The organism is Synechococcus sp. CBW1108, from assembly GCF_015840335.1.
Taxonomy (GTDB): Bacteria; Cyanobacteriota; Cyanobacteriia; order PCC-6307; family Cyanobiaceae; genus Cyanobium_A.
Genome location: NZ_CP060395.1, coordinates 1,611,433 through 1,638,249, shown reverse-complemented (window position 1 = coordinate 1,638,249; position 26,817 = coordinate 1,611,433). Strand labels below are relative to the sequence as shown.

The window sequence follows — 26,817 nt, the reverse complement described above, 5'->3', positions numbered from 1 at the left end:
ATGGGAACCGAATCCTCAGCACCTGCCCAGATCCAAACAGCTCACGGTTGCGTTCCGTTTCCGGCCTACGTACCAGTGACCACATTCGGGGACAAGTACCCGCTCGATGACTTGGTTCGGCCCTATCTTCGTCGTCTGGCACCGGCAGTGATGGTAAGCCTTCACTACGCGAGACAGATGAAGGAGCGGCCTAATCTGCCCCTAATGATCGACTCGGGTGGGTTTGCGTCTCTTTTCAAAGACGCCAAAGTGCGGATGCGAGGAGGACTGGGCATCCTCGAGCGGGTGTTTGAGGAGGGCACGGAGACACTCCATCCCAAGGAGGTGCTTGAGTTCCAAGAGGCTCACGCGGATATCGCCTTCACTCTTGACTTTCCGATCCCCCCCTCTATGGCCAATCGGGAAGCCAAGCGAAGGCTTGCTCTAACCATCGCCAATGCACTCTGGGCTCTCGAGAACCGTCGTCGACGTGATCTCGTGCTTTACGCCTGCGTGCAGGGATGGGATGTTGACAGTTACCGGACCTGCGCTAAAGCGCTTGCCCCACATGAGTTCGACGGATACGCGATCGGAGGCCTGGTTCCTCGCATGCTTGATCGGGAGCACCTGTTCGCCATCGTGGATGCGGTGCGAGAGGCTATAGAAGACCGTCCACTACACGTGTTCGGCATCGGACAACCGGACATTGTCGAACAGCTTTATAAACGGGGGGTGCAGTCCGTCGATTCCAGCTCCTACGTCAAGCTTGCTGCTGATGGAAAGCTCTGGGGAGCCAAGAATTCGGCCCTCGTCGAGCCTTCTCCCTTGGAGCGGCTGCACCTGGCCCTGTGCAATCTGGCCACGGCAAGTCGCACAAGCATGCCACTTTCTAGTTCAAGCATGTACTTTCATACTGGACTGGTAGGAGCGTAAAGTGCAATCGATTACGTATCCTTTACGCCTGGTAGTCGAGGTTCAGTGCCACCATGCTTGGAGGAGTATTGGGACTGATAATTGGGGCAATACGTTCGGGAGTCACACACCACACACGTGCTCTCCTCGTTTGAGTTCCTTGTCCAAGATTGGATCACGCTGCCTCCATTGGCTTCTCTCCCTCGGCAAGTCTCGATCTCCTGAACCACTCCGTCAAAGGCTTCAAGTGCTACTTTGATTGATTGTGGCGAAATCGGCACGACGCGAAGTGCCCGTAAGAGACGATAGCCGAAGGAAAGTTTAGGTAGGCTTTTATCGCGGGTCTTCCAATTCCTCATGGCAAACTCATCCGCTGAACCTGGCGGAGGTGGCACGTCAGTAGTACCGCTGGCGATTTCGGCCTTGAGACGCTCCAGGTCACCTCTAGTAGGCGAAAGTTCATTGATATAGAGCAAGACGCCTCCAGCAACATGAAGGGCATCTGGCTGGACACGACGGAGCTCACCATACGTCTGGATCTGCCACTGATACTGCGTCCATAAGGAGCCAGAACCAGCTGAGCTCACAGGCGGACGTCGCATACCCTTGTAATCAACAATGATTTCAAACTGGTCAGGAAGCCCCTCCCCAAGAGCTTGATTTAGGTAGCTAACGATCGGATTCCCCGCCAATGCGGGATCATCAATCTCAATATGAGTGACCACATCGACAACACCAACCACCTCGTAGCGGTCAGCCGTTCTGAATTGGAATTGAGGGTCTATCTCGGGAAGAAGTCTGGCCCCAGTCAGGCGCACCTCTGCTCTATGGATGAGAGGGAATAGGTGGGGCCCGAGCTCCTGAATTGCAGATTCTCCGCGGCGTGAGCCAAGCCGCTCAACCTCACCATTCCAGGCATACAGCCCTCTTGCTTCTAGTCGCTTCTTGATCAGTGCCTGAATGTCTTGAAGTTCATCTTGAGACCACGGAGGTAGGGATGGAGATCCATTATCAATAGATTCCTTGAACCGGCGAAAGGCTTCCTCAAGCACCCCATGGATATACTCACCAAACCACTGCTGTACTGGGCGGGATGGAGGCAGTTTACCCAGTCTGCTGTAACGGTACTGAAGGCCACAGCGAAGGTAGCCCAGCAGATCCCCTGTGAGGCTGTAAGACGGTAGTGAATAGACCTTGGGACGGATGGATAGGGGCATGGCAGGTTAAATCAGCTGGTATGGAAGATTCCTTGCCCATCGGCAGACTCCGTCTCTATCCCAACCTGTCGCAACATTCGGAACACGGCCTCCAGGTTGAGTGGGTGTCACCCCCACAAGCAGGAGAACATCCTGGGGTCGAGAGAAGGCGACGAAGAACTGGCGATAGAGGTCATCAAATGCTCGATTAACCTCTGACCGTGTTGGTACGCCAAGGGCGGAGTTCTGGCGAAGCAGATTCTCCATCCTGTGAGCTGGTGAGCCTGCGTCTGGGTGACGCTTGAATTTTGGAGATCGCAAGTCTTTGAAATCAGAGCCAACGTCAACGATGGTTAACGGAAACTCAAGACCTTTTGACTGGTGAATTGAGAGAACAGAAAGGCGATTTCTAGGAAATGACTCCATCAGGTCTTCATTGACACCCACAACCCCATCGGCAATGGGAGAGAGAAAGTCTCGTAGCAGTTCCTTAATAGATGCATCTGAAAGATCTACATTTGAGGGGTCAGCAACAACCCGACCATCAAACTTGCCAACTTGTGCACAGGCACCAAGTTGACGGGTGAAAACCTCGAGGTAGACCTGGCCCTCAGGGTCATCATGAAGTTCAGGAAAGTAGTGAACGAGTCCGTAAACTAGTTCAATTACTGAAGTACTACCAGGCCATCGATAGCCATTCCTTGCAGGGTCTCGATTCGCCCACCCTTGCGCATAGGCCAAAAGACCCATAGGTGCTGAGGGATCCTGGGTGTAATTTATAGCTCGTTGTCTCCAAACGGTAAAAACCTGCTGGGCATTTAGGGAGATTCCATTCGTCTGGCCTTGGACCACCCCACCAGGATCAAGAGCTTCTAAGAGCAGGCCTCCAAAGCGCTCAACGACTTCGACTGTTGCGATCTCTTCTCCACGCGGATTAAAAACATCGATTGGAGGATTCAGCGAAGCTAGCTCTTGGCGGAGAAGCAAGGGAAGCCGTGGCCTGTCGGATGCGGAGTACTCAGCAGGGCTGCTACAGAGCAATGCACAATCTCCAACATTACCCCCAGTAGGGTCAGATTTGACGCGGCCGCCAGGGACTGCGCTGCCAGTGCCACGAAACACGTCATGGATGAAGGCAGCAAGATCTGTAGCCAGGAGGTCAAGTGTGTCGCGAAACATGCCAAGCACAGGGATCCCGTCTGGAGCCTTGGGGCCATGTGCCAAGGGTGGCTTCCCAGAAACACGCACGGCCTGGTAGCCCGCATCCAGGGTTGCGTATCCATTAACGAAAGAGATAATACTTTTACTCGATCTATAGTTGTTGGCAAGAAAGACCTGCTCTGGCTCTTCTTCAAACCGTTGATTGTAGCGAGTGGGGAAGTCTCTGAAGAGGTCAACAGTTGCTCCACGAAATCGATAGAGGCTCTGGTCATCATCTCCAACAACAGTGAGAGCCCCGCCACAGGCATTGGCTAGCTCAAAGTAAAGTTCTTCCTGAAGGAGATTGGTGTCCTGGTACTCATCGACCAGCACAACTTGCAGCTGATCCGTGAACTCGGTGAGTTGGCCAGCCTTCAACCGCTGGAGTACTTCATTCTCCAGCAGGGAGAAGTCAACCAAGCCCGCTGATGACAACGCTGACTCATAGGCACTATGTGCTTCCTCCAGCTTTGTTCTGGCTAGCTGCTCGACGGCTGGGCCTAGGGTTGAGAAGCTGTGCCAATCAACTTGATCCTGGAATCTCCTCTCCCAAATCTGTTTGACGATTGCCGACTTAGTGCCGGCGTGGAAATTGTACCTACTGCCCGTCTCTGAGTGGAGATCAAGTAGGAATGCGTCTAGATCATTGTTCTGATACCGGCCATCACCAAACATTCCTTCCCGTAGCATGAGGGTCTTGCTGACGAAGTCATCGACAAGTACTGGTGGTTGTGTACCTGGTGCTCGAAACTCACGCAGGAGTTGCTCGCAAAGGCTATCGACTGTTCCAGTTCGAATCTGATTGATATCGATAGAGCCCAGAAATGCAGCTTGATCTAGTGAGAGAGTTTTATCTTCCCTTAACGCATCGATGATCCTAAACCCCCAACCCAGGATTCTAGAGCGTAACTCTTCGGCTGCTTTCTTCGTAAAGGTCGTTGCAAGAATACCGCGAGGTGGAATTCCATCGACAAGCGCCAACTTAAGAATTCGAAGTGTGATACTTGCTGTTTTGCCTGTTCCTGGACCCGCAACGATGAAAAGACCAGTATTTGCGGAGCTATTAACAGCTTGAAACTGTTGTGAGTCCGGTGGAGGGCGGAAGCTCGAGACAGCTCGAATGAGATCAGCAAGAGTAATCATGGTCAGACGATTGCCTTAATAAGGATTGCCACTTCGTCTGGATAGTAGATCTCGTCCCAACCAGAAGCTGCAAGTGCTTGCAAGTCGGCCTCACACCATGTTCCGTCAACAACTAAGATAAACTTATCTATTCCTTCCTTTTTTGTGCACCTGCTTTCTACGGGGTTCCAGGAATAACGAATTGCTGATATGCGACCGCATAGTTCCTTTCGCTTGTCATTGGTATGAGAGTCATGTGCAGACTGCCAGTTGACCAATGTATTCTTAGTTCGTAGCAAGGTTGTCGAACCTGAGCGTTGATTGCTGATGCGGCCATCGCATCTTGCACGTTCTGCAAAAATACCTGGACATGTTTCTAATTGGTGGGATAGACCTGCCTCTTCAAGAGCTTCAATAATAAGCGAGCCAACTGGATCGAATCCGCGATGAGTAAGCAGGCCCACCTCAAGTTCTTTATTGATATATTGTTCTCTGATCTCATCGATAGGTCCCCTGAGTTCGGCTGGATCACCAGATGCAAGGGCACCTGCAAGAATGGATGCGCAATGTTCAATTGCAGCAGGTGGGGCACTAAAATTAGGACTCCGGTTAAAATACTGGTTCATGAAGCAACTGCACCATGTGCCGACATCCATATTGCCTATCATTCTTCCTTTGGGATCCGGTGACTTCGCGAACGTGGAGTAGCCGAAGTCTTGCGCTCGTTTTGAACGAGCCTTTACAACTGCTGCAATAAAGTCATACATCCAGACAGTGGATGGGGACGGAATTCCGTCTTGGATCGAGAGTGCGTCAGATGGATCTTTATGAAGCTGTTGCAAAGCAGCTTTCATCCCTTCTGGAGTAATGAGCTTTGATCGGTTTGCCTGTGTATATCTCAAGAACTCAGGAAGTAGTGCTACAGATCTTAGCTTTATGAGCTGACGTTGGAATCCTTGAGTCCCAAACTTTTCAACAAGCCTAGCGACATCAATCGCATTTAGATTGGACCTTGATAACCAGACCAGGTCTTTGTCAGCTAATCGCGAACCTACAATCGAGCGAGTAGCGATATCTTCCTTACGCGCCAGTCGAAGTTGTTGCGCAATGAGTGTTGCCGTTTTCGACATTGGCTTTGAATGGTCCGGTATTTCTCCAAGAAGAGCTGCTTTGAGCATGCCACGTCTAACTAATGAATCATGCGCCATTGGCATCCGGCCCGCAACGTGACTCTTATGGAGCTCCCATGCTCCTTGGAGGTCGTCATTTTGGCCAATTAGCAGGTCTGCTATATGTTCAGACAGTCGAAGGATCGCATTCAGAATATCAGAATAGTCGCGATCTGATATTATATTCTTGATTGCATCAACCTTGTCGTCCTTGTCCTTTGGTAGTTTATTGTGGAACTGCGAGACAAAACTTAGAAGTGCTGATCCATAGGCGTGATCACCAACTACAAGTTGGCCATCAAATGCACAGGCCTGTATCTGCTTGAGATCTTCCTTGATGACTGAGTCAAAAGCAATTGAGTAGACGAGAGGGGACTTTAGAAGCCTTGTCTTAGCCTCGACGAGCTCTCCAAGATTCCTCCAGAACTTCTTCTCAGAATCTTTGGCAGAGCCACTATGCGTTACCAGTATTACTGCATCTGGTGAATTAGCCTCTTGGCCAATAGTAAAGTCTGGCTCAATGGTCATTGAAGCAGGCTTTGCATTCCAGAAGATATTGCGTGAATCCTTAGTCTGTGTGGCAAGTTTGTCAAGCGCGATCCTGACAATAGCTTCGTAGGTTAGTCCTTTACGTTCACCAGCCATGTCTACTTCTCGTCCCCTCATAACTTGCAACTTGTACAGGCAAAGCTACATCTCTTAGACTGGTAGACATCACCAATTGTCCGCGGCTAAGGACTTGTAGCTCCTGGGCAAAGCCGCCGATATCTGTAGAGGCAACTCGCACAGCCTCACGTCGTTCATCTGCATTACCTAGTGCCATTGTAAGCTGCGTATTTACCTGCGTCAAAATCCCCCGATCGATCTCCGAAACCTGTTGGCTAACTAACCCCAGGCCAATGCCAAACTTTCGACCTTGACGGCTGATGTCGCGGAAGACGCTTCCGAACTTCATTCGTACAGGGTTTAGAACACTCGGCGCTTCTTCAACAAGAATATGAACGACTGGCAGTTCATCGGGTGAGCGAACCCTTGTACCATCAAGGTACGGAACGTCATCATTTTCAATGCGCTCCCATAGAGAGTCAGCGAGGGTCCGCTGTCCGATGCGTCCGTTTTCGTCATCTACTCCGAGGACTCCAAACAGCTCGTGCCGCAGGCGCTCTGGGGTATCGGCCAGACGGAGTGCTCTTCGCATAGCAAACAGTGTACGGGCGACAATCGTGTTTAGCAAAAACTGCTCGAGTTCGCCTAGGAGAGTCGTGTCCACGATCAGCAGTCGCCCTCGCTCGAGTGAGGACAGGATGTCAGGCAACTTGGACTGATAAGCCAGACCTGCGTCTGGATCAAACCTGCTCACCAAGCGGGTCGCGCCATGGGCGAGGAAACCCATGCGCCGTTCCACCGCTGCAATGCTTCCCGGAAGGAACTGTGCTCCCCCCTCGTCACCATTCGGGTCATCCACGTCCCCTGCAAAGAGCCGTCCGATCCACCGTTCCCCATGCTCACCAAACAACTGTCTTGCGAACGCCACCTGCTGTTCGGAGAAGTCCATGATGCTCACGACATCATCGGGCGTGATATCAGCTCTCGACAGGGTTACCCGGGCCTCCAGCGGACCATCAAGGACATCGCGAGAGGTCAGGTAGTAGAAAGGGGCTGCTAGCTCTTCTGTTTCGCCCTCAGAAAGAGCAGTGACTAGTCCTCTGATGCCATCCGCCCCTCCCGAATTGGAGTGCCATGTCCGAAATTCATCGTGTGGGTCAATCGCAAAGATGGATGCTCGTCTTTCGATCAGTTGCCCCCGGTTAACCTCCAAGTTGTGGCGAAGCACTTCGTGGAGCAGGGTCATGATCAAGTTGCTCTTACCACAGCCTGTCCTGCCAAACACAGCCAGGTGATGTGCCAATGCAGCGATCGGTAGATAAACCGGTACTGATGTCAGAGCGTCCTCTCCAGCCAGCAGATTCCCGATATGGAGGCCAGCTGAGCCCAGTTGAGACCTGAGGAGTTCACCCACGACGTGGCCACATGCATCACGGCTTGGATCAACTCGGAACACATCCGTAAGATGCTGTGGCAAGCGTCTAGGCCGGTAGAACAGCCAGACGTCTTGATCCTGATCGTGCTGCGCATAGCCCAGAATCAAACCTCGTAACTCCACCAGCTGCTCTTCAGCAAGGTTTTCAGAAAAATAGGAGTCAGGCATCGTCAACTTGTTGCGCGCGACGTCGCCGATGTCGATCGTTCGATTCAGGACATTGGCATACTCGGTTGCCCGGAACACATAGAAGCGATCTGGTCCTCGTCGACACGGCAATAGGAACAGGTCTCCAATCGCTACATCAGAGTTCTGAGCGATGACGGTGAGCTGCGTTGTGCTGCTTTCAGCTAACACGCCAAACCGTTGGCCTAGAATCTCTACAAGTTGCTCGAGTGATGCCATCCTGCCTCCTATCGATGCCCGGTCATTTGAGAAGGGTCACGAAAGGCATCTCGAGATATGCCTGCTTGAACGGCAGACTCAACAAGTTGTTGACGCAACACTGTACGTTCGTGTTCTGTGAGAGAAGCACGATCATGAGCTGCCTTGATGGGATAAGGATACCCATAGGAACGCTGATCGTGGCTCACGTAGTCGAGTGAAGCAAACAGCTTTTGCTCATTCTTCTCGACGTCGCCTGTGGCAATTGCGGATTGCCAGTACTGCTGATCAAGGTCGAGCCGCATGACCGGGCTTTTGCGGTGCAAGCGAACCAAGTAGCTCACCGCTCCCGTCGGAGGAACCTGCGGACCATCATCTGGGAACAGACTCCAGTCGTCGAGCTGTTTCGTGGGTACTCTTACGAACCAGTGTTCCGGTTCATTGATTCCTAGAGCGGCCTTAGCTGCATCCTCAATCCTGATTCCAGTGGGTAAGCCACTCGACTTCGAGAGAGAAGCGAAGACCACTCCCCGCTCCCGTGCTCGAACGCAGCAATAGCGGCGCAGATGCTCAAAGAACAGGCTCTGCTTCGAGCGGCCCGCAAGCGGGAGCGACATCGTGCCATCGGTAAGAACTAGCGTCCCCTTGGGCGCCGATTCGATCAATTTAAGAGCTACGGCCAGTTCTGCCGTGGTTCGTAATTGTATGCCCAGATTTCCAGCGTCATAGGCTGGAGGGATGATCAGTGAGTTAATCCTGCGCTTCTCCACACTTGAAGAGCCAAGATCAGCATAGTCAGAATGCTGAAGTACATCGTCCACCGATGTCCCTACCAGTTGCTCAAATGAAGCCAACAGCGCACTCTGGCGCTGCTGGTGGCTAGATGTCAGCCAGGTGAATTCCACCAACGGACTTGCCTCCTGCTCGAGTTCCTTAAGGCCACTCACGGGGTCCGACCGGTAAAGAGCTCCTGCCGCCACGCTCACGTACACGAAGGAGTCGGCATAGGAAATCGCAGGAAAGTCGCCCGTACCATCAACACCACCGCAGTATCCCGTCCAACGTGTTGTATGACTAAAGGGGCGAATCGCTGAGGCAAGGCGTTTTTGAATATCGACATTGCTTTGATGCGAATCCCAATCAGCCATGGATTGGGCAACGGAAGCAAGTTGACGTTGTACCGTCTTACGGAGGTGCACATCAAACCTCATCCGATATCTCCCCCGGCTCGCCAAACAGGTTCAGCTGGTCCGGTTTGCGTTTGAAGCTCACAGCCTCACCAGCCAATACTTTCTGAAGCAAACGGTAAAATACATAAGTATTATGAAATCCTCTGCGCCGATTACGGTTGTTACCCCTAAAGATCACTACCTCAATGCCATCGCGTTTGCAGATCTCGCAAGGGCATCTCTTCCAGGGGGCGGCTTCTAGTGTTTCTCGTATTAGAGTTCTTGTTGGATCTCGGTCTGGTGTAATTAGGCGGTCATACTCTTCTACAGCATCGAGGACCTCGTCGATGTTTTTTCTGCCAGCGTCGTACTCGCGTAGCGCATGGAGTGATATCCGTTCCAGCTTCTCGACCTCTGAGGAGCTTGCTCGACGCTCGGAGACCATTCGTTTGGCGCGAAAGCTCTTGTTAGCTTCGGGAATGCGAATGGCGGTGAAGAATTTACCTTCAATGCTGAGATAGTTCTGGCCTGTACCCATCCATGCCCTTCGGAGCAATGAGGCGCTATCAACCGAGCTGACCCCAAGATCAGAGAAAGTCTTCATTGAATCTATTCTTGCCAGACCAAAGAGATGGATCTTGACATTGGATGGAACCACCTCATGAACTGCCGTCAACAGTTCAAGAATATCCCTGGTTGAAGTTCTAACGAGGCCACCCAGTCCGATGTACTGGTACCCCATGGCCACATAGTCCTTAGCCGCTGCTGCGTAGCTTTTGGGATCCCAACCTTGGACGGCGCCGATTGGTGTCCACGGAAGCTTTGCTTTTCTGTGTTCCTTAAGGAACTCCTCCGCGTTAGCGATAGTAAGCCCATATCTCTCCTGCTTTACGGACTCTGTTGCAGATACAATGAGATGATCAATAGATACACCCATGTCAAAATCTAGGCGGGTGTAGTAGTCTAAAATTTCTTCTGTGCTGTACGGTGGAACGGCTTCTTGTATATAGCCAAACGCCCCACAGTCTCCCATGATTGGAAACTCGCGTGGCACACGGAGATAACGATGTACACCAAGCCGATTGATGCGCTCTTTCTTCCTCTTGCTTTTTTCCGCTACCACTTTGGAAATCAAGATTCCATCATAGTTTGGTTCTGGATACAGCTGATGTGCATAGACTTCGTTTGACCAATCTCCACCTCCACCTGAGTGAATGTCGTTGCCAAAGTCGAAATCACGGTCGACCAGGTCGTCCCATTCTGGGATGAAGTAGCTGAGCTTCTCCCTGTGAGGCTTTTGGAGCCAGGTGTCCGGTAGAGAAATAACTTGATCAACGTCCGGTTTTGGCGTTGCAGCCCTCCGCCCAGGGGTCCCTGGTGTCACTTTATTGTTGCGGTAGATCTCGTCCAGAAGCTCATCAGTATTCACCAGTTGTAAGGGGTCTAGTGTTGAGTCTGCGAGACCATGCAGGATTCGAGATGCCATTTCACCTTTTAACGCAACTAACCCGCATGAAAAGCGCTTAGCTTCTTCATTGGTAAGAATGACTACCTTCAAATTGGCGACTTTCGGTATCCTGCCCGCGGCATTCTTTCCGCATAACAACAGGGTCGGTCCTCCCACTCTCTCAATCTCATCCAGCCGGCAAGCCTTGAGGTACGAGTCGCCCAGGAGGACAAGACCTATGTCATAAGGTTGATCAAGACACCTCCGCAATGACGCAGCCACCTGCAGTTGGGATGCCCATGACTCCAGCTCCTTGGCCTTCATCCCTTGAAAGGTGGCCTCGTATGGAGCGATGTGCCTGTCTCCTGGTACTAGGCCATACCCTGCGGAGAGAATATGGAGATCAAGGCTTGGTCCTGTTCCATTGGGGGGATATGCCGACCGGAAGGCCTCCACTCCCCTCATCAGCCGAAGATGTTGCTGGCCGCTGTAGAGCCTTTCGGCGTCAACGAGATTCTCCGCGAGTTCAGCCTCCCGCATTCGCACATGTTCCGGTCCTGCTTGGAAGTCGTCCAGTGTTAGCTGACGGCTATGAGAAGCAGTCTTTTCACCAGTGCACGACGTGATAACAACTACTTTCATTGCTCAGCTCCTTCCAAGTCCGGCCCGAAGTAGATGCATCCACTCGTGCAAGTCTCAAAGGTCTCTACGCGACTCAATAGAGGTAGGTCTGTTTTCAACTTGCTCCAGATCCAGACCGCTAGGTTCTCACACGTAGGATTTTCGAGCCCCTTTATCTCATTCAGGTAATGGTGGTCTAGTTGCTCGTAGTATGGCTTGAAGGCTCTTTTTATTTCAGCAAAGTCCTGCACCCAACCAGATTCCAATCCCGTCGGCCCTTTCACATAGATGCGTACCTTGAAGGAATGGCCGTGAAGTCGCCTGCATTTGTGTCCTTCTGGGACGTTTGGCAGATAGTGAGCGGCCTCAAACGTGAAGTCCTTAAATATTTCCATGTTATTGCGAGTGTGGGTTTGATTTATGCCCAAACTGGTTGTTGCTCAATCCTGCCCAGCTTGACGGGTCTGGATTTCCAAGCAACTGCACCTGAGCGTTGTGGTCCCCGCTCCTTTGCTTTGTCCTCTCGCGGAGGTCTCTCACTAGGCCTACGAAGTTGAGGGCAGGCTAGCCATGTGTGCCACGGTGCGTCCCCTGGCACACTCCCTCCTGCGGGCCCGAAACCCAGAGCTGAGGGAGTGTTCGTTGGGTCCATGCTGCTTGTTGAACCGTTCCCGGCAGCTCAGGCCCCTTTCTCAGGCTTATCGTCCCCGAGGGCTTGTCACTGTGGGCTGCGGCCGAGCGGCTTGAGGTCAGCGCCATGTCGGTGATACGGGCCCAGAAGAAGGCCATCGCCGCCATGCGGCAGCAGCTCTCTGGCGGGGGCTGAGGCCCCTTCCCAGCTCAGCCGCTGGGCTGCCTGGCAAAGGCCCATAGAGGGCTAACCGCAGCTGAGCAGCAACTCCGCCCCGATCCTGGCCCTGGTGGGTGCGGAGATCTTTTCGTTGATGGCCTTTGTGGGCGTCTGTGAGGCCCGCGCCACCGACATCGCCCTGTGCGATAGCCGCTGGTCCCTGGCCCTTCCCGCCATCGCCCTGGCCGGGCAATCGGCCGCCACCTACTTCATGGACTCCGGCCGCCCCGGGGCCAGGGGCCCTGGTGGTGGCGGCCCCGATGGCGGCGTGCCGTCGCCTGTGGTGCGGCACCTGCCGCCGCGAAACCGGCTCGGTCAGTTCCGCTCCAACCACGACGAGGACAGGAAGGAGCCGTGGTCGTGGCCGTGTTGATCAGCCCTGAGGGGCGCGTCATCGCCCAGCGCCGCACCGTGGTTGGAGGAGAAGCATGACCAGCGAAATCAGACCTAGCGTGGTCGCGGAATCGGAGACAGCCATGGCCGATGTGGTCGCAAGTCAGGTGTCGGTGCGGGATCTCAAGACCCACCTCTCCGAGTGGCTGGCCCGTGCCCAGGCGGGCGAGGTGGTGGAAGTCACCTCCCATCGCAAGCCCATCGCCCGCATCACAGCTGTGAAGCCAGCGGACTCAGGGATCACCAGCCCGCTGCAGAAGGCGATTGATGCGGGCCTGATCAGCTGGAGCGGGCAGAAGCCCGTGTTCCCCCCGCCCATCAAGCTCAGAGGCAAAGGGAAGCTCATCAGCGAGATCGTGATTGAAGACCGGGGTTAAGCGCGTGCTTCTGTTCTGCGATACGAGTGCCCTGATCAAGCTTTTGATTGATGAGCCTGACTCAGCTCAGATCCACCAGGCCAGCGAACGTGCGGGCGTGATCGCAGCCTGCAGAATGACCTGGGCCGAGGCCATGGCTGCGATGGCACGTCGTCAGCGGGAAGATTCAACCAGTGCTGATGAAATCGACTTGGCACGTCAACGTCTAATCAAGCTTTGGCCGTCGTTCACCATTGTTGAAGTCAGCCAGCAATTAGTCGAAGCGGCTGGGCGTTTCGCAGATGGATTTGCGCTCAGGGGTTACGACAGTGTGCAGCTGGCGGCAGCCCATGAGTTACGACTCACCTTCGGTGAATCGGTCACCTTCGCCTGCTACGACCGGCGTCTGAATCAGGCCGCCCAGCTCCTTCAGCTGGAGGTGTTGGCATGACCAGCACACCCGCTGCCACCAGCGAGATGGACCAGCTCGACCAGCTCGGCGCCAAGGCCTTTGATGGCTTCCTGGTCCGCAAGTACTCCCGCCAATACCCGGTACCCACCTACGTGGTGGAGTTCCTGCTGGGCCGCTACTGCGCCAGCACCGATCCGGGCGAAATCGAAGAAGGGCTGCAGATCGTGGAAAAGCAGCTCCAGGGCCGAACGGTGCGCACCGGCGAGGAGGAGCTGTTCAAAGCCAGGGCCCGGGATCAGGGCAGCGTCAAGATCATCGACATTGTGCGAGCTCGACTCGACACCCGCAGCGACTCCTACATGGCGGAGGTGCCCAGCCTCGCCATCAAGGACGCCCAGATCGACGACGAGCTGGTGCGCGCCAACGAGCGCATGCTCACCGATGGCTTCTACGCCGAGGTGTCACTGGAATACGACCCGGTGATCGCCCAGGAGCGCAACGGCCGGCCCTTCCGCATTGCTGGGCTGCGGCCGATCCAGATGTCCAACCCCAACGTGCTGGGGATCCTGGCCAAGGGCCGCGCTTCATTCACCACAGAGGAGTGGCGTGACTTCCTGATTCGCTCCATCGGCCTCGAGCCAACAGCCCTCGATGAGCGGGCCAAGATGGTGGTGCTGTTGCGCATGGCTCCCTTCGTGGAGCGCAACTTCAACCTGGTGGAGCTGGGCCCGCGAGGTACGGGCAAAAGCCACCTGTTCCAGCAGATTTCCCCCTACTCCCACCTGATCTCTGGCGGCAAGGCCACCGTCGCCAAGATGTTCGTCAACAACAGCAATGGCCAGCGCGGCCTGGTCTGCCAATACGACGTGGTCTGCTTCGACGAGGTGGCCGGAGTGTCGTTCGACCAGAAAGACGGCGTCAATATCCTCAAGGGCTACATGGCCTCCGGTGAGTTCAGCCGCGGCAAGGAGAGCATTCGTGCTGAAGGCGGCATCGTGATGGTGGGCAACTTCGATGTTGATGTGGAGCAGCAGCAGCGGATCGGCCACCTGCTCAGCCCATTGCCGCGGGAGATGCGCGATGACACGGCCTTCCAGGACCGCATCCACGCTTACGCCCCCGGCTGGGATTTCCCCAAGCTCAACCCCAACGAGCACCTGACCAGTCACTTCGGATTGGTTAGCGACTTCCTCAGCGAGTGCTGGAGCCGCCTGCGCGATGGCAGCCGCCTGGCGGCGTTGCAAAACCGGATACACCTCGGCGGTGCCCTCAGCGGCCGCGACATCGAGGGCGTCAACAAAACGGTGAGCGCCCTGATCAAGCTGCTGTTCCCCGATCCCGAGATGGAGATCCCCGACGAGGATCTCGAATGGATCGTGCGCCTGGCGCTCGAATCACGTCGCCGGGTCAAAGAGCAGCAGAAGCGCTGCCTCAAGAGCGAGTTCCGCAACACCCACTTCAGCTACACCCTCGGCCTTGATGGGGTGGAGAAGTTCGTGGCCACGCCCGAGCTCCACAGCGACGACGCCATTGATGGCGATCCCCTGCCGCCCGGCCAGGTGTGGGCCATCAGCCCCGGCACCGGCGAAACCGGCCCCAGCCTCTACCGGATCGAGGTGGCCGTCGGCCCGGGCAGCGGCGTCAAGATCCTCAACCAGCCCGTGCCACCTGCCTTCCGAGAGAGCACCAAGGTGGGTGAGCAGAACGTCTACGCCCGGGCCAAGAACCTGCTGGGTGACCGCGACCCCCGCGGCCATGAGTTCTCGATCCAGCTCCGCGCCATGGACAACGATCGCAGCGGCGCCGGCCTCGGCCTGCCGGTGATGGTTGCCCTGGTCGGCGGCCTGCTCGACCGCAACACCCGAGGCAGCACCATCGTCGTCGGCTCCCTCAATCTCGGCGGTTCCGTTGAGATGATCCCCAACGCCGTCGCCATTGCCGAGTTGGCCGTGGAGAAGCAGGCCAAAGTGCTGTTGATGCCCGTCTCAGCCCGCCGCGGCCTCAACGACCTACCCGATGACCTCTGGACCAAGATCTCGATTGAGTTCTACAAGGATCCGGAGGATGCAGTGTTTAAGGGGCTGGAGGAATAGAAGTAGTAAATCCAATGCGTCAACCCAGTCACTCACCCGATAGCCAGTCCCAGGCAGAACGCCTTTTGGATCCAATTGGAAGGATCTGGCTTGCCTGTGTCGGGCTGCTCTTTATTCTGGGCTCGCTTTCTATAAAGGAAGTGAACACCCTGATGTTTCTGGTGGGATCCCTATTTGCATTGCTATCTTTCAATGGTGCTCGTCTAAGCGGCATAACCCTGGGGAAAGACAAGGTCAGCGCGGAAATGGGGCTGCCGGGTAGGGTCGCTGAGCTTGGAAAAGATAAGACGATGCGAATTAAAATAAGTGATGACGCTGAGATGCCATTGGGCCTGCTCAGCGAGCTCTCAAAGCCCTTTAATGCTGGAATTCAGACCGAAGGCTATGGGCTGGCTCAGCTAATCAATGTCGACCAGCAAACCAGGGAAAAAATGCTCCGGGAAATAAGCATTTCTTCGGGGATCACAAGCCTATCTGAGCGATCTATTGTTGGCATAGGAAGAGTGCAAGACTCGCAGCCATCTGGCAGGCTTTTCGCGCTGATTGACGATGGCAGTGATTATATTGTGGACTACCCCAGTTCATTGACGGAAATCTTTTCCAGGGCTCCGACTGATGTTGGCGATGGGGAAGCAGCTCGTCCAATCAGCTTGACTGGCGCGATCCAAGAGGATCAGAATAATGAATAGTGCCGGGCTATTTCTTGGCCCTGCATCGGTTTGCTATTGGGCCGTCTTTTGGCTGATTCTTGCTCATCAGTCCTTCGCGGCAGGAAGCGGTGATTGTAGGAGCACTAAGCGCAGATACGCATGCGTTCATGGACTATCGCTAACAGCGCCTTGCCGAGCTCCGCAAGTAGCTGGCTGAGCTCACTGCCCAGGTGTGGGTCACCGCCATGGGATCGCTTGAGCGGGATGCTTTGCTGATCCCGATAGGACCGCTGATTAACAACGTCTGGGCATTGGCCGAACAGTTGGAGGAACTGCCGGCCAATCCCCAAGGCCGTGGATCAGATTCCTGAACTTGATCCCGGTCTGAACGCTGGGGATTTGCATCGGAGCGGGAATCTCCAGCAGGCCTGAGCACACGGCCCCGGGTGAGGGCGTTGCTGTGGGGTCTTAGCTGGCTGGTCGAAAGAACAGCGGAGGGGGATTGCCACCAGGGCCGGCGCACACCCACCGCATCCCTCGGCCAGTCCTCACGCCGCGTCACGGATCAGGCCATGCGCCCCTGTGGGGCGTCCTTGCCGCGGCGCTGCGGCCGGCCGGTGGGGGTGGGGTTCTTCGCCGTCCTGCCGATGGCTTCCCCCGCTTCCCCCCTCAGCAGCTCGGCCCTCAAGGCCCGTGATGCCCTGGTGCTGGAGCACCTGCCTCTGGCTGATGCCATTGCCTCCGCCGCCGCCCGGCGTCTGTTCCCGCTGGTGGAGCGAGAGGATCTGATCCAGGTGGCCCGGGAGGCCCTGGTCCGCTCCGCTCCCCGCTGCAGAGCTGGTGAGCCCGCTTGGCCTTATCTGCGCCGCTGCATCAGCGGGGCCCTGCAGCACCACCTGCGCGATCGGGTGCGGCTGGTGCGCGTGCCGCGCCGGCTGCATGAGCAAGGCCATTGCCCGCTGGGGCACCTCAGTCTTGATGCCAGCGTTGATGGCGAGCCCTGCCTGCTCGATCAGCTGGTCGCTCCAGAAGCCGGGCAGGCTCTCAGCGAAGCCATCCATGGCCTGGCGCTGGAGCAGCTGGTCGAGCAGCTGCCTGCTGCCCAGGCCACAGCCCTCCGGCTCACTCTCCTCGAGGGCCTGTCGCTCCGGCAAGCGGCCGAGCGGCTGGAAATCAGTGCCATGTCCGTGCAGAGAGCCCAGAAAAAGGCCATCGCCTCCCTGAGGCTGCAGCTGGAGGTCTAGGGCCTCTGGCCCTTTTCAGAACCTCAGTCCTGAAAAGGGCTTGCTCGGGTCCTCTCCAGTCTGGGGCCTTCCTGCGTCAGGCCCCTGCTGGGATCGGTCCCGTCGCTGCGCCGCTCTCGGCGCCGATTCCATGGCCATGCTTTCTGCCGCTGCCTCCCCGTTCTGCCGGCCAGAAGAGGATCCGTTTCTGCTGCTCGAATCCAGCCTCAAGGCGATCGAGCGGATCCTGCAGCTGCGGCGGGGGCTGCCGCTGCGCCGCACCTGGATCGAGCAGCCCTATGGCGAGGAGGAGATCACGATCCTGGAAGAGGAGGTGATCCCAGCGATCCAGCAATGCCTGGCGCGGGTGGATGAGCTCGATGAGCGGCTGCTGGCCCAGCAGGAGTTGCTGCACCGCTGCCAGCTGGAGGCCGATCGTGAGGCGCTGAGTGAGCTGCGGCTGCAGATGGCCTGATGCCCAAGGGCCTGCCGGGAGCCCTGATCCCGGCTTCTCTCCCCTGCTGTGCCTCTCCGGCACCGGTAGGGCAGTCCGGGGGTGGCGGTGGTCGATGACGCAGGAGAGCACGTCCCCGATGGTCCGCCCCGCGGCCAGCAGCCACCAGTTGCGGTGGGCTGGCAGCGCCCCAGCGTCAAGGCCAAGACGAGCACCTGAGCGGTGGCCTTGACCCCGTGGCTTGGGGGCGTGGAGGGGGGCGTTTCTTCTCCCGTTCGCCATGGAAGCCACCACCACCACTTCCTGCCGGTCCCGCCAGCGCAAGCCACAGCGCCGTCACCCAGTGCAAGTTGCCCGGCAGCTGGTGCTGTTCTCCCTGCCGGTTCCACAGCCGATCGGCTGCTGCTGGGATCTGATCTGCCCAGAGGCCGCCTGGGAGGAACCGCTGCGCTGGAGCGTGTAGAAGCCAGCCGGCTCAGTGTCCAGTTCCAGCGGCCGGCTGGGGCTGGCTGATCTCCTGGGCCTCGGCGTCCTGCAGGTGCTGCACCCAGGCCTGGCGCAGATCGGTGTGGGTCACCCGATAGCCCAGCCGCCGTGCGGTCTGCAGCAGCTCATTGCGGGAGCTGCAACGGCGCAGGACGCCCTGGAGTTGGGCACTGGCTTCTGCATCAACCACCAACCGCTCCAGATCCGACCAGCTCATCTCCCTGCGCTCTGGGGGGGCATTGGCACCATCGCGCAGGTGGCGAGGTTGGCCAGGTTCAGCAGGGCACGCTGGGCGCGATCCGTTGCTTTCAGCTGGAACAACCTCCTTGGGGGCTCGAACGCCGCAGGCTCAGATCCCCTTTCCCCACCGCCACCATCAACGTTGTGGGGCCAATGAGCAGCTGCAGGTGGCCCACTGCAGCTGAGGGGATCCAGCTGCTCAGCGCATCAGGTCATCCACCAGCGCATCCGGTAGGGGGGCGGCAGCGGCCAGGGCCTCGGCCTCTGTCACCAGGGCGGCCTTGGTCAGGCTGTTGTCCAGCAGCACCCCGTAGTCACGGGAGCAGTGCTCGATGATCTCGGCCTTGGTCATCGCCCCGAAGTCCGGCACGGCGGCAACGGGATCAGCGATGGCGTCTGGCCCTGGCTCCACCTCAGCGTTGTGCTCGGCGTCCAGCTCACGGTCGAAGGCGGAATCAACCTCGGGGGCGAGGACAGGATCGGTTGCAGGGGCATCAGCCGGCTGGTCCTCAATCGGCGGCTCCGGGCTGGGAGTAAGCGGCAGCTCCGGCTCCGGTTCAGGCGCCTTCACCGGCGCTGATCCCATGCTCCAGCCCAGCGCCTGCCAGCCGGCGGCATGCACCGCCCACACGTAGATCTCCTCCTCGCCCTTGTGCAGCAGCACCCAGCCCGTGCGCGGATCGATCGGGGTGGCGCTGCTGATGATCGTGCTGGTCATGGCGATCAGGCAGGGATGGTTGCGGTCAGGCCCACGTGCAGATCCGCCGGCGTCGAGGGCGTTACCACGACCTTGGCGAAACAGATGCACGGCCACTGCACCCGCGTCTGATCGGCGGCGGCGATGCTGATGTCACGCCCACTCAGATACGCCTCCACCCGGCCACCTTCTGCGGGCAGCGACACCTTCACGGCGCTCACGAACGTGCCGGTGGCACCGTCGATCAGCAGCGGCGCCAGCTGCAGATCCACCGTCACCGCTGCGGTGTGGCTGGAGTGGCTGGCCACCAGCGTGAAGCGTGCCGCCGCATCGAGCTTGGTGGTCAACCGCACCACCTCGCCGCTCACGAACTTTTTGGGGGCGGGGCGCAGGGCGCCGTGGGCGATCACCCCCACCAGCGTGGTTTCGGCATCGATCAACGGGTTGCCGCGATGGGCCTGGGGAATCGAGGGCATGGAGAAACTCCGGAACGTGCAATCAGGGGGCTGAGGCCGAGGGTCGGGATCGGGTCAGCGCACAGCGATCAGGGCGTTGCGATCAGCGGTGGCGTGATCCCATGCAGCCGCCCCGCCGCGCGCGGATGCAGCACCGCAAAGCCCACGTACCAATCCACCCGCGTGCGGAACACCGGGGCATCCGGCACCTCCCCCAGATCCCGCACCGAGATCCCATAGCGCCCCTGGAACGGTCCCTGCAGGCCGGTCACCCCCTGATCGCCCAGCGCCAGGCAGTAGATCGAGCTGCTGCCGCCCGCCTCGCCATAGCCCAGCACCTCACGGCCCTGGGCGTCGCGATCGACCGTCAGGATCTCGCAGTCCTGGTAGCGATGCACCGTCATCCCCAGGGCGTTGGTTTCCGCCACGTAGGAGCAGCAGTTGCTGCTGCGCGCCAGGGCATTGAGCTGGCGACGCATCGCACGGCCCATCAGCAGCACCTTGGGCCGGCCCATGCCGTCCACCGCATCGATCAGTTCATCGAGCAGGTCAAAGCCCAGCGGCTGGTTGCCGTTGTCAATCGCCATCCCATCGCCTGCCGGCAGCCGCCGGGCCAGGCCATCAAACGCCCGCGCATCGGCACTGGCATCACCATTCACGATCGTCGCCTCCAGGGTGAGGCGCATCGAGCGGATCTTCATTTCGATCTGGCTGGCCCGGGCCTCCGGACCCATCAGATCCACGATCGAGCGGTCCACATCCACATCCCCACCAAAGAGGTGCACCGCCTCAGCCCGCTGGTCGATCACGCCGTAGCTCTGGCTGTAGCCCTCGTTCACCGCCCGGAACCCCACCGAGGGCAGCTCCTGCTCGGCGGCATAAAAAAGACCGCTGCCGTTGATGTTCAGAAACGGCAGCCGTGCCAGCAGTTCACCCTCCGCAAAGGTCTTGAGCACAGCGAGGTGCTCCAGGCGGGTTTCGTACTTGGCCGCCTCGATCAGGGTGAGGCCCATGACAGGGAGAGGTGGGGCCCGGCCCCATGCAGGTCACCGGCTATTGCCGAGGCGGCAACAGCAGAGGACTGCCCAGCTGCCATGACCGCCACCGCCGCCTCTGAATCCCCGCCATCGCCTGCAGCCCAGGCGCCATTCAGCGCGGAGCGCTGGCGCCAGTTCTGGGACCACTGGCAGGCTCAGCCCCAGCAGCTGGACGGCATCGAGCAGCTGCGCCAGGCCGTCATCGCGGCAGACCCTGCGGTTCTGACTGAGGCGGCTCCCTGGCGGCAGACCTTCTCCTCGCCGCCACCCGCAGCGGTTCATGCCAATCCGCTGCCCGTGATCTGGGAGAACCAGAACGACAACGCCTCCGGTACCGGCTACCGCGAGTGCTTCTCCAGCAGCTGCGCCATGCTCGCCCGCTACTGGGGCAAGGTCAGCAGCGACGACGCGTACAACCTCATCCGCGCCCGCTACGGCGACACCACCTCCGCCGAGGCCCAGCTGGCGGCCCTGCGCTCCCTCGGGCTGACGGCGAACTTCGCTACCAACGGGGATCGCACCGTCCTGGAGGCCGAGATCCAGGCCGGCCGTCCTGTCGCCGTCGGCTGGTTGCATCACGGCCCCGCCACGGCTCCCACCGGCGGCGGCCACTGGAGTGTCGTGATCGGCTTCTCCGCCAGTCACGCCATCCACCACGACCCCAACGGCGAGGCCGATCTGGTGCACGGCGGCTACACCGCCAACACCAATGGCGCCGGCCAGCACTACAGCTGGACGAACTGGCTGCCCCGCTGGGAAGCCGACGGCCCCGGCACCGGCTGGCTGCTCACCTGCTGCCCTTGAGCCCAGGGGCACAGCCGGCAGCCATGGCGAATCCAGCGGGCTTTGATCGCGAGCGCTTCCTGCTGCGGGCCGTGGCGGGGGTGTTCATCGCCCAGTTCGCGCTCTATGCCGCCGGCCTGGGCGGTTGCTTCTGGCTGGGCCTGCAGCAACGGCATGGCCCGGCCTGCAGCCGCTACGCCGAGCACCTGCAGCGCACGTTTGAAACGGCCCTCGGCACCGCCCTGGCCCTGCTCGGCGGCAGCAGCCTCGCCACACGCCGCCAGGATCCAGACCGCTGAACAGCCGCACCATCAGCCCTTAGTGGATCGGCTACGCGCAGCCCTCCTCATGGTCCGGGCGGCCTCAAGGGCTGACGCGAGGCAGCCGCTGGCCTGCGTTGGCTGCGCTGCGCTCCGCCTTTCAGCGGTGACTGCCCCTTGACCCCGCCCGGCCTGCTTCGGGGTCTTCGCTGCGCCTGCTGTGGCTACCGCATCCCGCCTCCGCTTCTTCCAGTCCCTCAGCTCCCGCACCCTGGAGCTGCTCTGCGAGGAAGCCGCCGCCCATCGCCCGGTTCCCCTCGATCGGCTGGAGCGGCTCTGCGCTGATCTGCTGTTCGATCGGCAGCTCCTCAATCCCGTTGTTGTGAGCCCCATCCCCGAGAGCGAGCTGCCCTTCTGAGGTCTCGCATCCAGGGCCTCTGCTCTAAAGCAGGGGCCCTGATGGCTCCCTCTTGCGAGCTGACAAGTGGCGGGACCGGGCAGCCACCAGAGCCAACCCATCCCGCGCTACTGCATCGACTATCCCTACGGCGATGACGACGTCACCGTTCCCGCAGAGCAGAGATCGATGCCCGGCTCAAGGCTGCCCAGGCAGCCGCAGCGCAGCAGGTCCCGGTCTGGCCAGTCGCCCGGCCATGGGGTCGGCGAGGAATCACCAGCACTGCCCCGGAGCGCAGGGCTACGCCCTGCTCGCCACGGCCTGGCAAGGGCTGACGCGAGTCGGCTACGCCGACCCTTGCCAGGCCGCGTCGTCCGGGGCATGGGGCGGGTGTTCCTCGCCTCCATCCCATGGCCTCCTCTGCTCCCCTGGCCTGCCCGATCCGTCAGCTGGTGCTGCACACCTATCCCGCTGGCTGCAAGGTCGCTGGCACCGAGCGGCTCACGGTCTTCTATGGCCGCCGCGGTCGCCCCGTCAAAAAGCCCCGCTACATCCCCGCGGCGCTGGCCCATCAGCTGGCCCGCAAGCTGGCCGCCAAGCACCTCGGCACCGTCTCGGTGCTCTGAGGCGGCGGCCTGGCCCGGCGTTGCCGGGCCTCAAAGCCAGCTGCGGTAGCGGCTGCGCTGCCGTCTGGCGGCGGCGCGCTCAGCCGTGGTGCCGAACTGAGGGCTGGATCCATCCCGGCGGCGGCGCACCCACACGCCTTGGCGGATCAGCTGGCGATCAGCCGCCGAGGCCTGCTGCACCGACACCAGCGTGCCGTAGCCGGCCTTGTGATGAGCCTGCGCGCAGCGGCGGGCCTGGCTGGTGCTGCCGGCCGGCACCACGGTGGCGGTGGAGCGACGGCTCCAGAAGGCCAGGTAGTACCGCCAGCTCGCCATCGAGGTCAACGGCGGGAGCTCCGGCCGGCGCCCACAAAGCCAGCTCGGTACAGCTCACTGGCGCTCATGCTGTGGGGGTTGAGCACTTCGCCAAAGCCACCGGCTGGTGCCGCTGCAGCGCCCATCCCATTGGCACTGCCCATCGCCCCGCGCTGCTGGAACAGGAAGCCATACACCGGATGCAGCCGCAGCTGATCGAGGAACTCCGCGGTGGTCATCGGCCGGCCGTCATCCCCCAGCAGCGGCTGCCCCTGGCCATCGAGCGGTTCGAGCAGATCGCTGCCGTCCTTGCCGGTGCTGAGCCGAAAGCTCTCCCCCAGCTGACCCTTGAACACATCAAAGAAGGTGCCGCGCCCATCGCCGCCGGTGCGGCCCTCGGCTTCTGAGAAGGCGCGCTCCAGCAGCCGCTCCTTGCGCAACGCCAGCACCTGGGCCTGGGCGCCGTCCCGCTCAGCGGCCACGGCCGCCACCTTCCGGGCGGAGGCCTCCTCCATCTGCCGCTCGCGCAGCTCCACCTGCTGCTCCAGCAGCTGCTTCTGCCGTTCGGCCTCCTGCAGGCGGGCGTACTCCTCCGGGTTGATCTCCGAGAAGCGGGTCAGCTGCTGCCGCAGGCCGCGCAGCTCTTTTTCCAAGTTGTTGCTGCGGCGGCGTTCGGCCTTGAGGGCCTCGCTGAGGCCGTCGCTGCCCTGGCCGTTGCCGGCCTCCGCCTCGGCAGCAGGGCGATCAGCCGCCGTGGTGGTCGTGGCCCCATCGCTGCTGAGGGGCTGCTCAGCAGCGTCCGCGGCCTGGGCATCGAGGAGATCGCTGCTGCTGGTGCTGCTGCTGCCCGTGGCGCTGGCGGCAGTGCTGCTGCTGCTGCTAGGGGTGGTTCCGTTGGCCATGACCCGTCTCGGCTGTCAGTGGATCGGCAGCCCATCGCGGCGCTGCCATTCCCTGTTGCCGAGGCAGGCGCAGCAAGTTGCGCGTCATCCCTCGCCGTGGCTGCGGTCCCATTGCAGCGGGGTCGCCTGCCGCCTGAGCGGCTGCCCGGCAGGCGGATCAGCAACCACCTCCCCCGCCCGGCAGTGGGCGATCGAGCGCCTGAGAACGGGATAGCGATCCACCATCTGCCGGTATTGCGGGCAATGGCGGTAGGTCTGCTCCTGCAACCGGTAGAGCTGCAGCAGAACAGAGGCCAGGTGTTGGTCGTGCTCCCGGACGGCATCAACGGCCATCCGGCTTCTGCGTCGATCTTCTGTTGTCATGGAAAAGCTGCGGGCGGTCAAAGGTCCTGCAGACCGCTCCGGCATCAACCTGCCGCAGCCGATCCGCCGTGGCCACCTCGGTCAGCGGGAGCGGATCGAGCTGCTGCTGGCAGCCGGTTCGGCTTGAGCGTGCCGAACACCCGCTCACCGATCAGCGGCTGCACCAACGCACCGATGCCGCCGGAGCCGTAGTTGGCGCCGAACTCCAGCACCACAAAGGCGGTGTGCTGCGCGTAGGGGTCCACGGCGGCATCGCCGGCGGGGTTGAGCAGGGCCAGATCCCCCAGCCAGATGAGTCCCTCGCAGGGAGCCACCAGGGTGCTGCCATCTGCGGCCACCCGCCGGCCGTGCTGCTGCCACGCCAGCTCGCTGCTCAGCCAGATCGCCCCTGGATTCGGCGGCAGCCGGGCGGCGCGGGTCAGATAGCCGTTGTAGGTGAAGTCACCGGTCTCCACCCCAGGGCCGTTCTCCTTGGCCGAGATGTAGTTGGCCCGCTCCAGAAAACACTCGAGCACGTGGCTGGCCACCACCGCCGAGGTGGTGTCGCCGGGGATGGCATTTTCAGCCAGCAGCAGGCGGGCATTGGCCAAGGGCTGCAGGGGGGTGGCGCCCCAGGCCGCGGTGTTGCGCTGGTGCTGGCCGCTGGAGAAGCGCCGCGGGCTGACGATCGGTCCAGGGCGCGAGGCGGCCATCGTTCAGCTCCGCAGCAGGGCCGTTGTCCCCATCGAACCTGCAGCAGCAGTGGTGAACGCCACCCAGCTGGCCAGCCCCGGCAGCAGGAGCAGCAGCTGGTCGCCGTAGCGCCGCCGCTGGCTCAGCAGCGCTGAGGCGTTGGAGCAGGGATTGGCGTAGACGGTCTCGCTCTCCTGGCGCAGCAGCGCCGTGTCGTAGGCGATTACATCCGCCTTCTGCAGCGGCGCATCACCGGCGGCCGCCACCGAGCCGGCGATCGGCCCCGAGAGGCTCTGCCGCTCGATCGCCTGCTCCTGTTCCACTCCACCGGCCAGCAGCTGCTGATCGATCAGCGCCGCCGCATCGAGCAGCGCCCGGACGCTCAGCACGCCGGTGGGGTGATGCCGCTCCAGATCCGCCATCGCTCGACCGATCGCCGCCAGGCAGGGCACCGTCGCCGGCAGCGCCAGCAGCAGCCGGATCGCCTCGGGGTCGCTCGGTTGCCAGCTGGTCATGCAGAAGCCGGTGCGATGCCGGCCAGATCCCCCAGCCATTGCCGCAGGGCCCCATCGCTCACGATCCCCCGCTCATACAGCTGCAGCATTTCCGTCACCGTGGGCTGCGGTTTGGGGGCTGGTGCCAGCGGGCTGATCTCCACCAGCAGTGCAGGGCCCTCCTGCACAGGAAGCGGTTCACCGGTGATCGCGCACCAGTGCTGCAGAAGGGAGGAGAACATCGAGGCCTTCTGAATCGCCTGGCTCTGCAGCAGCGCATAGGCCTGGGACGCCGCCATCGAGATCTCGGTGGCTGTGCGCGGCGCCCCCTGGGCCGCCGCGGGGATCAGGGCATCGCGGCGCATGCCCTGATCGAGCGATTCCAGCCAGGCGCGGTGCTCCGCCAGGGAGCGGGCCTGGATCTCCACGAACTGGAAGCTGGCACCCTCCGGCAGATCGAGCACCGTGTTCGGACCCAGCACCACCGGCTCTGAGGTGGCACTGCTGCCCATCGGGCCGGCCACCCCGGTGCGCACCCCCACCGGCAGGGCCGTGCGATACAGCAGCTCCTGGTAATCGCTCTGGCAGCGGAAGTGGTTGAGGTACTGGTGCGCCAGACCCAGGTGCGGCAGCTCCCCCTCTCCAAAGGCAGTGCCATGGCTGGCGTACCAGATGGCCGGCAGCTGGCGGATGCCGCGGTAGTGGCGATGATCGAGGCGCTGCCGCCGCCAGCCGCTGGGGGCCTGGGGATCCGCCACCAGTGCCTCGGTGGTGAGGTCCATACCCGGTCCCCCGGGACCGTCCGCCGCCAGTGCGGCCGTCAGGTAGGTCCAGGGGTGGAGAGGGGGCTCTTGCCCTGCTGCGCGCTCTGCATCTGCGGGCAGGCCATCGACCCGGCGCTCGCGCCAGGTGATCGCATCTGGCAGCGCATGATTACCGGGCAGGTGCCAGTGCAACACGTTGCGGCGCTCCAGCAACAGCAACCGCGGCAACGACAGCCGATCACCGCTGCGCAACGCCTGCTGACGGTCCCCCTCACTCGGCCAGTGGTGCACCGGCGAAATCACCCCCACCAAGGCAGCACCGTCCCGTAGCACCAGCAGATCAGCCGCCTCAAGGAACACCCCCAGGTCGGTGCCGCAACCATCCACATCGCTGATCACCGCCTGCAGGGACGCCGGCAGCTCTCGCCAGTGGCTGGAAGCCAGCATCCCCGCAAAGGTGCGCAGCGCATCCCGGAAGAACCCCGATGGCAACGCCGCCTCCACCCGCCGGCGGTAGGCCGCCTCCGGCTCCCGCTCACCCCTCGGCAGGTACTGCTCCCGCCGCCCCGCCAGCAGCTGCCAGCAGTCCTGCACCAGCTCCAGCCGCGGCAGCAGCGCCGCCAGGCTGGGGTGCAGCGGCCAGGGGAATGAATCCGAGGGGAGCTGGGCCAAGCCC

General features: G+C 60.3%; 31 protein-coding genes. 13 read left to right on the top strand and 18 right to left on the bottom strand.

Annotation, left to right across the window (positions count from 1 at the left end):
- On the top strand, positions 1–912 hold the full coding sequence (locus H8F27_RS08830) for a tRNA-guanine transglycosylase (RefSeq protein WP_197147793.1): 912 nt from the start codon (positions 1–3) through the stop codon (positions 910–912).
- Between the two features lie 11 nt (positions 913–923).
- Here the strand turns inward: H8F27_RS08830 and H8F27_RS08825 are convergent, their stop codons facing one another.
- From H8F27_RS08825 to queD, 7 genes are all read right to left on the bottom strand, one after another.
- The gene (locus H8F27_RS08825; protein ID WP_197147792.1) at positions 924–2,108 is read right to left on the bottom strand and encodes a PD-(D/E)XK nuclease family protein; all 1,185 of its coding nucleotides are present in this window, start codon (positions 2,106–2,108) and stop codon (positions 924–926) included.
- Between the two features lie 6 nt (positions 2,109–2,114).
- On the bottom strand, positions 2,115–4,430 hold the full coding sequence (locus H8F27_RS08820) for an ATP-dependent helicase (RefSeq protein ID WP_197147791.1): 2,316 nt from the start codon (positions 4,428–4,430) through the stop codon (positions 2,115–2,117).
- 2 nt (positions 4,431–4,432) lie between these two features.
- A complete protein-coding gene (locus tag H8F27_RS08815; protein ID WP_197147790.1) occupies positions 4,433–6,223 on the bottom strand; it encodes a hypothetical protein in 1,791 nt (596 codons plus the stop codon).
- Complete coding sequence (locus tag H8F27_RS08810; RefSeq protein WP_197147789.1) at positions 6,213–8,024, bottom strand: ATP-binding protein; 1,812 nt, start codon at positions 8,022–8,024, stop codon at positions 6,213–6,215. Before H8F27_RS08810 ends, H8F27_RS08815 begins: the two co-directional genes overlap by 11 nt.
- An 8-nt stretch (positions 8,025–8,032) precedes the next feature.
- The gene (locus H8F27_RS08805; protein ID WP_231596161.1) at positions 8,033–9,214 is read right to left on the bottom strand and encodes a DNA double-strand break repair nuclease NurA; all 1,182 of its coding nucleotides are present in this window, start codon (positions 9,212–9,214) and stop codon (positions 8,033–8,035) included.
- The gene (gene dpdA, locus H8F27_RS08800) at positions 9,204–11,159 is read right to left on the bottom strand and encodes a tRNA-guanine transglycosylase DpdA (RefSeq protein ID WP_197147787.1); all 1,956 of its coding nucleotides are present in this window, start codon (positions 11,157–11,159) and stop codon (positions 9,204–9,206) included. The genes H8F27_RS08805 and dpdA overlap by 11 nt, the downstream gene beginning before the upstream one ends.
- A 98-nt stretch (positions 11,160–11,257) precedes the next feature.
- Complete coding sequence (gene queD / locus H8F27_RS08795) at positions 11,258–11,635, bottom strand: 6-carboxytetrahydropterin synthase QueD (RefSeq protein WP_197147786.1); 378 nt, start codon at positions 11,633–11,635, stop codon at positions 11,258–11,260.
- 525 nt (positions 11,636–12,160) lie between these two features.
- Here queD and H8F27_RS08790 point away from each other — a divergent pair.
- The 8 genes from H8F27_RS08790 (at position 12,161) to H8F27_RS08755 (ending at position 18,134) form a co-directional block, all read left to right on the top strand.
- A complete protein-coding gene (locus tag H8F27_RS08790) occupies positions 12,161–12,463 on the top strand; it encodes a hypothetical protein (protein WP_197147785.1) in 303 nt (100 codons plus the stop codon).
- A 79-nt stretch (positions 12,464–12,542) separates the two neighbouring features.
- The gene (locus H8F27_RS08785) at positions 12,543–12,860 is read left to right on the top strand and encodes a type II toxin-antitoxin system Phd/YefM family antitoxin (protein WP_231596160.1); all 318 of its coding nucleotides are present in this window, start codon (positions 12,543–12,545) and stop codon (positions 12,858–12,860) included.
- Entirely contained in the window at positions 12,844–13,290 is a 447-nt protein-coding gene (locus H8F27_RS08780) for a type II toxin-antitoxin system VapC family toxin (protein ID WP_231596159.1), read from the top strand. The genes H8F27_RS08785 and H8F27_RS08780 overlap by 17 nt, the downstream gene beginning before the upstream one ends.
- A complete protein-coding gene (gene brxL / locus H8F27_RS08775; RefSeq protein ID WP_197147784.1) occupies positions 13,287–15,344 on the top strand; it encodes a BREX system Lon protease-like protein BrxL in 2,058 nt (685 codons plus the stop codon). The genes H8F27_RS08780 and brxL overlap by 4 nt, the downstream gene beginning before the upstream one ends.
- 14 nt (positions 15,345–15,358) lie before the next feature.
- Positions 15,359–16,033, top strand: a complete 675-nt coding sequence (locus tag H8F27_RS08770; protein ID WP_197147783.1) for a hypothetical protein — start codon at positions 15,359–15,361, stop codon at positions 16,031–16,033.
- Between the two features lie 407 nt (positions 16,034–16,440).
- A complete protein-coding gene (locus H8F27_RS08765) occupies positions 16,441–17,238 on the top strand; it encodes a sigma-70 family RNA polymerase sigma factor (RefSeq protein ID WP_231596158.1) in 798 nt (265 codons plus the stop codon).
- A gap of 130 nt (positions 17,239–17,368) precedes the next feature.
- Complete coding sequence (locus H8F27_RS08760) at positions 17,369–17,692, top strand: hypothetical protein (protein WP_197147782.1); 324 nt, start codon at positions 17,369–17,371, stop codon at positions 17,690–17,692.
- Between the two features lie 259 nt (positions 17,693–17,951).
- Positions 17,952–18,134: a hypothetical protein gene (locus tag H8F27_RS08755; RefSeq protein ID WP_197147781.1), complete on the top strand. Its 183-nt coding sequence runs from the start codon at positions 17,952–17,954 to the stop codon at positions 18,132–18,134.
- 12 nt (positions 18,135–18,146) lie between these two features.
- Here H8F27_RS08755 and H8F27_RS08750 read toward each other — a convergent pair whose 3' ends face one another.
- The 4 genes from H8F27_RS08750 to H8F27_RS08735 form a co-directional block, all read right to left on the bottom strand.
- A complete protein-coding gene (locus H8F27_RS08750; protein WP_197147780.1) occupies positions 18,147–18,374 on the bottom strand; it encodes a Nif11-like leader peptide family natural product precursor in 228 nt (75 codons plus the stop codon).
- Positions 18,375–18,596: 222 nt separating this feature from the next.
- Positions 18,597–19,115 (bottom strand): hypothetical protein, encoded by a 519-nt coding sequence (locus H8F27_RS08745; RefSeq protein WP_197147779.1) that lies wholly within the window; start codon positions 19,113–19,115, stop codon positions 18,597–18,599.
- Positions 19,116–19,120: 5 nt separating this feature from the next.
- Positions 19,121–19,570, bottom strand: coding sequence for a hypothetical protein (locus H8F27_RS08740; protein WP_197147778.1), 450 nt, complete (start codon positions 19,568–19,570; stop codon positions 19,121–19,123).
- A gap of 68 nt (positions 19,571–19,638) precedes the next feature.
- Positions 19,639–20,562: a major capsid protein gene (locus H8F27_RS08735; protein ID WP_197147777.1), complete on the bottom strand. Its 924-nt coding sequence runs from the start codon at positions 20,560–20,562 to the stop codon at positions 19,639–19,641.
- A gap of 81 nt (positions 20,563–20,643) precedes the next feature.
- On the opposite strand from H8F27_RS08735, the gene H8F27_RS08730 reads away from it, so the two are divergent.
- The 3 genes from H8F27_RS08730 to H8F27_RS08720 all read left to right on the top strand — a co-directional run bounded on the left by H8F27_RS08730 (position 20,644) and on the right by H8F27_RS08720 (position 22,047).
- Positions 20,644–21,390 carry a C39 family peptidase gene (locus tag H8F27_RS08730; RefSeq protein ID WP_197147776.1) on the top strand — a complete coding sequence of 249 codons (747 nt, stop codon included), beginning with the start codon at positions 20,644–20,646 and terminating at the stop codon, positions 21,388–21,390.
- A 23-nt stretch (positions 21,391–21,413) separates the two neighbouring features.
- Positions 21,414–21,668 carry a hypothetical protein gene (locus tag H8F27_RS08725; protein ID WP_197147775.1) on the top strand — a complete coding sequence of 85 codons (255 nt, stop codon included), beginning with the start codon at positions 21,414–21,416 and terminating at the stop codon, positions 21,666–21,668.
- Positions 21,669–21,849: 181 nt separating this feature from the next.
- Complete coding sequence (locus tag H8F27_RS08720; RefSeq protein ID WP_197147774.1) at positions 21,850–22,047, top strand: hypothetical protein; 198 nt, start codon at positions 21,850–21,852, stop codon at positions 22,045–22,047.
- Positions 22,048–22,189: 142 nt separating this feature from the next.
- On the opposite strand, the gene H8F27_RS08715 is transcribed toward H8F27_RS08720, so the two are convergent.
- A complete protein-coding gene (locus tag H8F27_RS08715) occupies positions 22,190–22,438 on the bottom strand; it encodes a hypothetical protein (RefSeq protein ID WP_197147773.1) in 249 nt (82 codons plus the stop codon).
- Here H8F27_RS08715 and H8F27_RS08710 point away from each other — a divergent pair.
- Positions 22,437–22,652 (top strand): hypothetical protein, encoded by a 216-nt coding sequence (locus H8F27_RS08710; RefSeq protein WP_197147772.1) that lies wholly within the window; start codon positions 22,437–22,439, stop codon positions 22,650–22,652. The genes H8F27_RS08715 and H8F27_RS08710 overlap by 2 nt on opposite strands.
- Positions 22,653–22,682: 30 nt before the next feature.
- Here the strand turns inward: H8F27_RS08710 and H8F27_RS08705 are convergent, their stop codons facing one another.
- The 6 genes from H8F27_RS08705 to H8F27_RS08680 all read right to left on the bottom strand — a co-directional run bounded on the left by H8F27_RS08705 (position 22,683) and on the right by H8F27_RS08680 (position 26,813).
- Positions 22,683–22,967: a hypothetical protein gene (locus tag H8F27_RS08705; RefSeq protein WP_197147771.1), complete on the bottom strand. Its 285-nt coding sequence runs from the start codon at positions 22,965–22,967 to the stop codon at positions 22,683–22,685.
- A 5-nt stretch (positions 22,968–22,972) separates the two neighbouring features.
- Positions 22,973–23,848: a hypothetical protein gene (locus tag H8F27_RS08700; protein ID WP_197147770.1), complete on the bottom strand. Its 876-nt coding sequence runs from the start codon at positions 23,846–23,848 to the stop codon at positions 22,973–22,975.
- A gap of 84 nt (positions 23,849–23,932) precedes the next feature.
- Positions 23,933–24,181 carry a hypothetical protein gene (locus H8F27_RS08695; protein ID WP_197147769.1) on the bottom strand — a complete coding sequence of 83 codons (249 nt, stop codon included), beginning with the start codon at positions 24,179–24,181 and terminating at the stop codon, positions 23,933–23,935.
- Positions 24,182–24,255: 74 nt separating this feature from the next.
- The gene (locus H8F27_RS08690) at positions 24,256–24,903 is read right to left on the bottom strand and encodes a hypothetical protein (RefSeq protein ID WP_197147768.1); all 648 of its coding nucleotides are present in this window, start codon (positions 24,901–24,903) and stop codon (positions 24,256–24,258) included.
- A gap of 3 nt (positions 24,904–24,906) precedes the next feature.
- Entirely contained in the window at positions 24,907–25,398 is a 492-nt protein-coding gene (locus H8F27_RS08685) for a hypothetical protein (RefSeq protein WP_197153249.1), read from the bottom strand.
- A complete protein-coding gene (locus tag H8F27_RS08680; RefSeq protein WP_197153248.1) occupies positions 25,395–26,813 on the bottom strand; it encodes a DUF4055 domain-containing protein in 1,419 nt (472 codons plus the stop codon). Before H8F27_RS08680 ends, H8F27_RS08685 begins: the two co-directional genes overlap by 4 nt.
- Between the last annotated feature and the right edge of the window lie 4 nt (positions 26,814–26,817).

What these genes read in the sequence shown, in the direction of transcription:
- H8F27_RS08830 (WP_197147793.1), top strand. Translation starts at nt 1, where the DNA reads ATGGGAACCGAATCCTCAGCACCTGCCCAGATCCAAACAGCTCACGGT.
- H8F27_RS08825 (WP_197147792.1), bottom strand. Translation starts at nt 2,108, where the DNA reads ATGCCCCTATCCATCCGTCCCAAGGTCTATTCACTACCGTCTTACAGC.
- H8F27_RS08820 (WP_197147791.1), bottom strand. Translation starts at nt 4,430, where the DNA reads ATGATTACTCTTGCTGATCTCATTCGAGCTGTCTCGAGCTTCCGCCCT.
- H8F27_RS08815 (WP_197147790.1), bottom strand. Translation starts at nt 6,223, where the DNA reads ATGGCTGGTGAACGTAAAGGACTAACCTACGAAGCTATTGTCAGGATC.
- H8F27_RS08810 (WP_197147789.1), bottom strand. Translation starts at nt 8,024, where the DNA reads ATGGCATCACTCGAGCAACTTGTAGAGATTCTAGGCCAACGGTTTGGC.
- H8F27_RS08805 (WP_231596161.1), bottom strand. Translation starts at nt 9,214, where the DNA reads ATGAGGTTTGATGTGCACCTCCGTAAGACGGTACAACGTCAACTTGCT.
- dpdA (WP_197147787.1), bottom strand. Translation starts at nt 11,159, where the DNA reads ATGCGGGAGGCTGAACTCGCGGAGAATCTCGTTGACGCCGAAAGGCTC.
- queD (WP_197147786.1), bottom strand. Translation starts at nt 11,635, where the DNA reads ATGGAAATATTTAAGGACTTCACGTTTGAGGCCGCTCACTATCTGCCA.
- brxL (WP_197147784.1), top strand. Translation starts at nt 13,287, where the DNA reads ATGACCAGCACACCCGCTGCCACCAGCGAGATGGACCAGCTCGACCAG.
- H8F27_RS08770 (WP_197147783.1), top strand. Translation starts at nt 15,359, where the DNA reads ATGCGTCAACCCAGTCACTCACCCGATAGCCAGTCCCAGGCAGAACGC.
- H8F27_RS08760 (WP_197147782.1), top strand. Translation starts at nt 17,369, where the DNA reads ATGGCCATGCTTTCTGCCGCTGCCTCCCCGTTCTGCCGGCCAGAAGAG.
- H8F27_RS08755 (WP_197147781.1), top strand. Translation starts at nt 17,952, where the DNA reads ATGGAAGCCACCACCACCACTTCCTGCCGGTCCCGCCAGCGCAAGCCA.
- H8F27_RS08750 (WP_197147780.1), bottom strand. Translation starts at nt 18,374, where the DNA reads ATGAGCTGGTCGGATCTGGAGCGGTTGGTGGTTGATGCAGAAGCCAGT.
- H8F27_RS08745 (WP_197147779.1), bottom strand. Translation starts at nt 19,115, where the DNA reads ATGACCAGCACGATCATCAGCAGCGCCACCCCGATCGATCCGCGCACG.
- H8F27_RS08740 (WP_197147778.1), bottom strand. Translation starts at nt 19,570, where the DNA reads ATGCCCTCGATTCCCCAGGCCCATCGCGGCAACCCGTTGATCGATGCC.
- H8F27_RS08735 (WP_197147777.1), bottom strand. Translation starts at nt 20,562, where the DNA reads ATGGGCCTCACCCTGATCGAGGCGGCCAAGTACGAAACCCGCCTGGAG.
- H8F27_RS08730 (WP_197147776.1), top strand. Translation starts at nt 20,644, where the DNA reads ATGACCGCCACCGCCGCCTCTGAATCCCCGCCATCGCCTGCAGCCCAG.
- H8F27_RS08725 (WP_197147775.1), top strand. Translation starts at nt 21,414, where the DNA reads ATGGCGAATCCAGCGGGCTTTGATCGCGAGCGCTTCCTGCTGCGGGCC.
- H8F27_RS08710 (WP_197147772.1), top strand. Translation starts at nt 22,437, where the DNA reads ATGGCCTCCTCTGCTCCCCTGGCCTGCCCGATCCGTCAGCTGGTGCTG.
- H8F27_RS08715 (WP_197147773.1), bottom strand. Translation starts at nt 22,438, where the DNA reads ATGGGATGGAGGCGAGGAACACCCGCCCCATGCCCCGGACGACGCGGC.
- H8F27_RS08705 (WP_197147771.1), bottom strand. Translation starts at nt 22,967, where the DNA reads ATGGCGAGCTGGCGGTACTACCTGGCCTTCTGGAGCCGTCGCTCCACC.
- H8F27_RS08700 (WP_197147770.1), bottom strand. Translation starts at nt 23,848, where the DNA reads ATGGCCAACGGAACCACCCCTAGCAGCAGCAGCAGCACTGCCGCCAGC.
- H8F27_RS08695 (WP_197147769.1), bottom strand. Translation starts at nt 24,181, where the DNA reads ATGGCCGTTGATGCCGTCCGGGAGCACGACCAACACCTGGCCTCTGTT.
- H8F27_RS08690 (WP_197147768.1), bottom strand. Translation starts at nt 24,903, where the DNA reads ATGGCCGCCTCGCGCCCTGGACCGATCGTCAGCCCGCGGCGCTTCTCC.
- H8F27_RS08685 (WP_197153249.1), bottom strand. Translation starts at nt 25,398, where the DNA reads ATGACCAGCTGGCAACCGAGCGACCCCGAGGCGATCCGGCTGCTGCTG.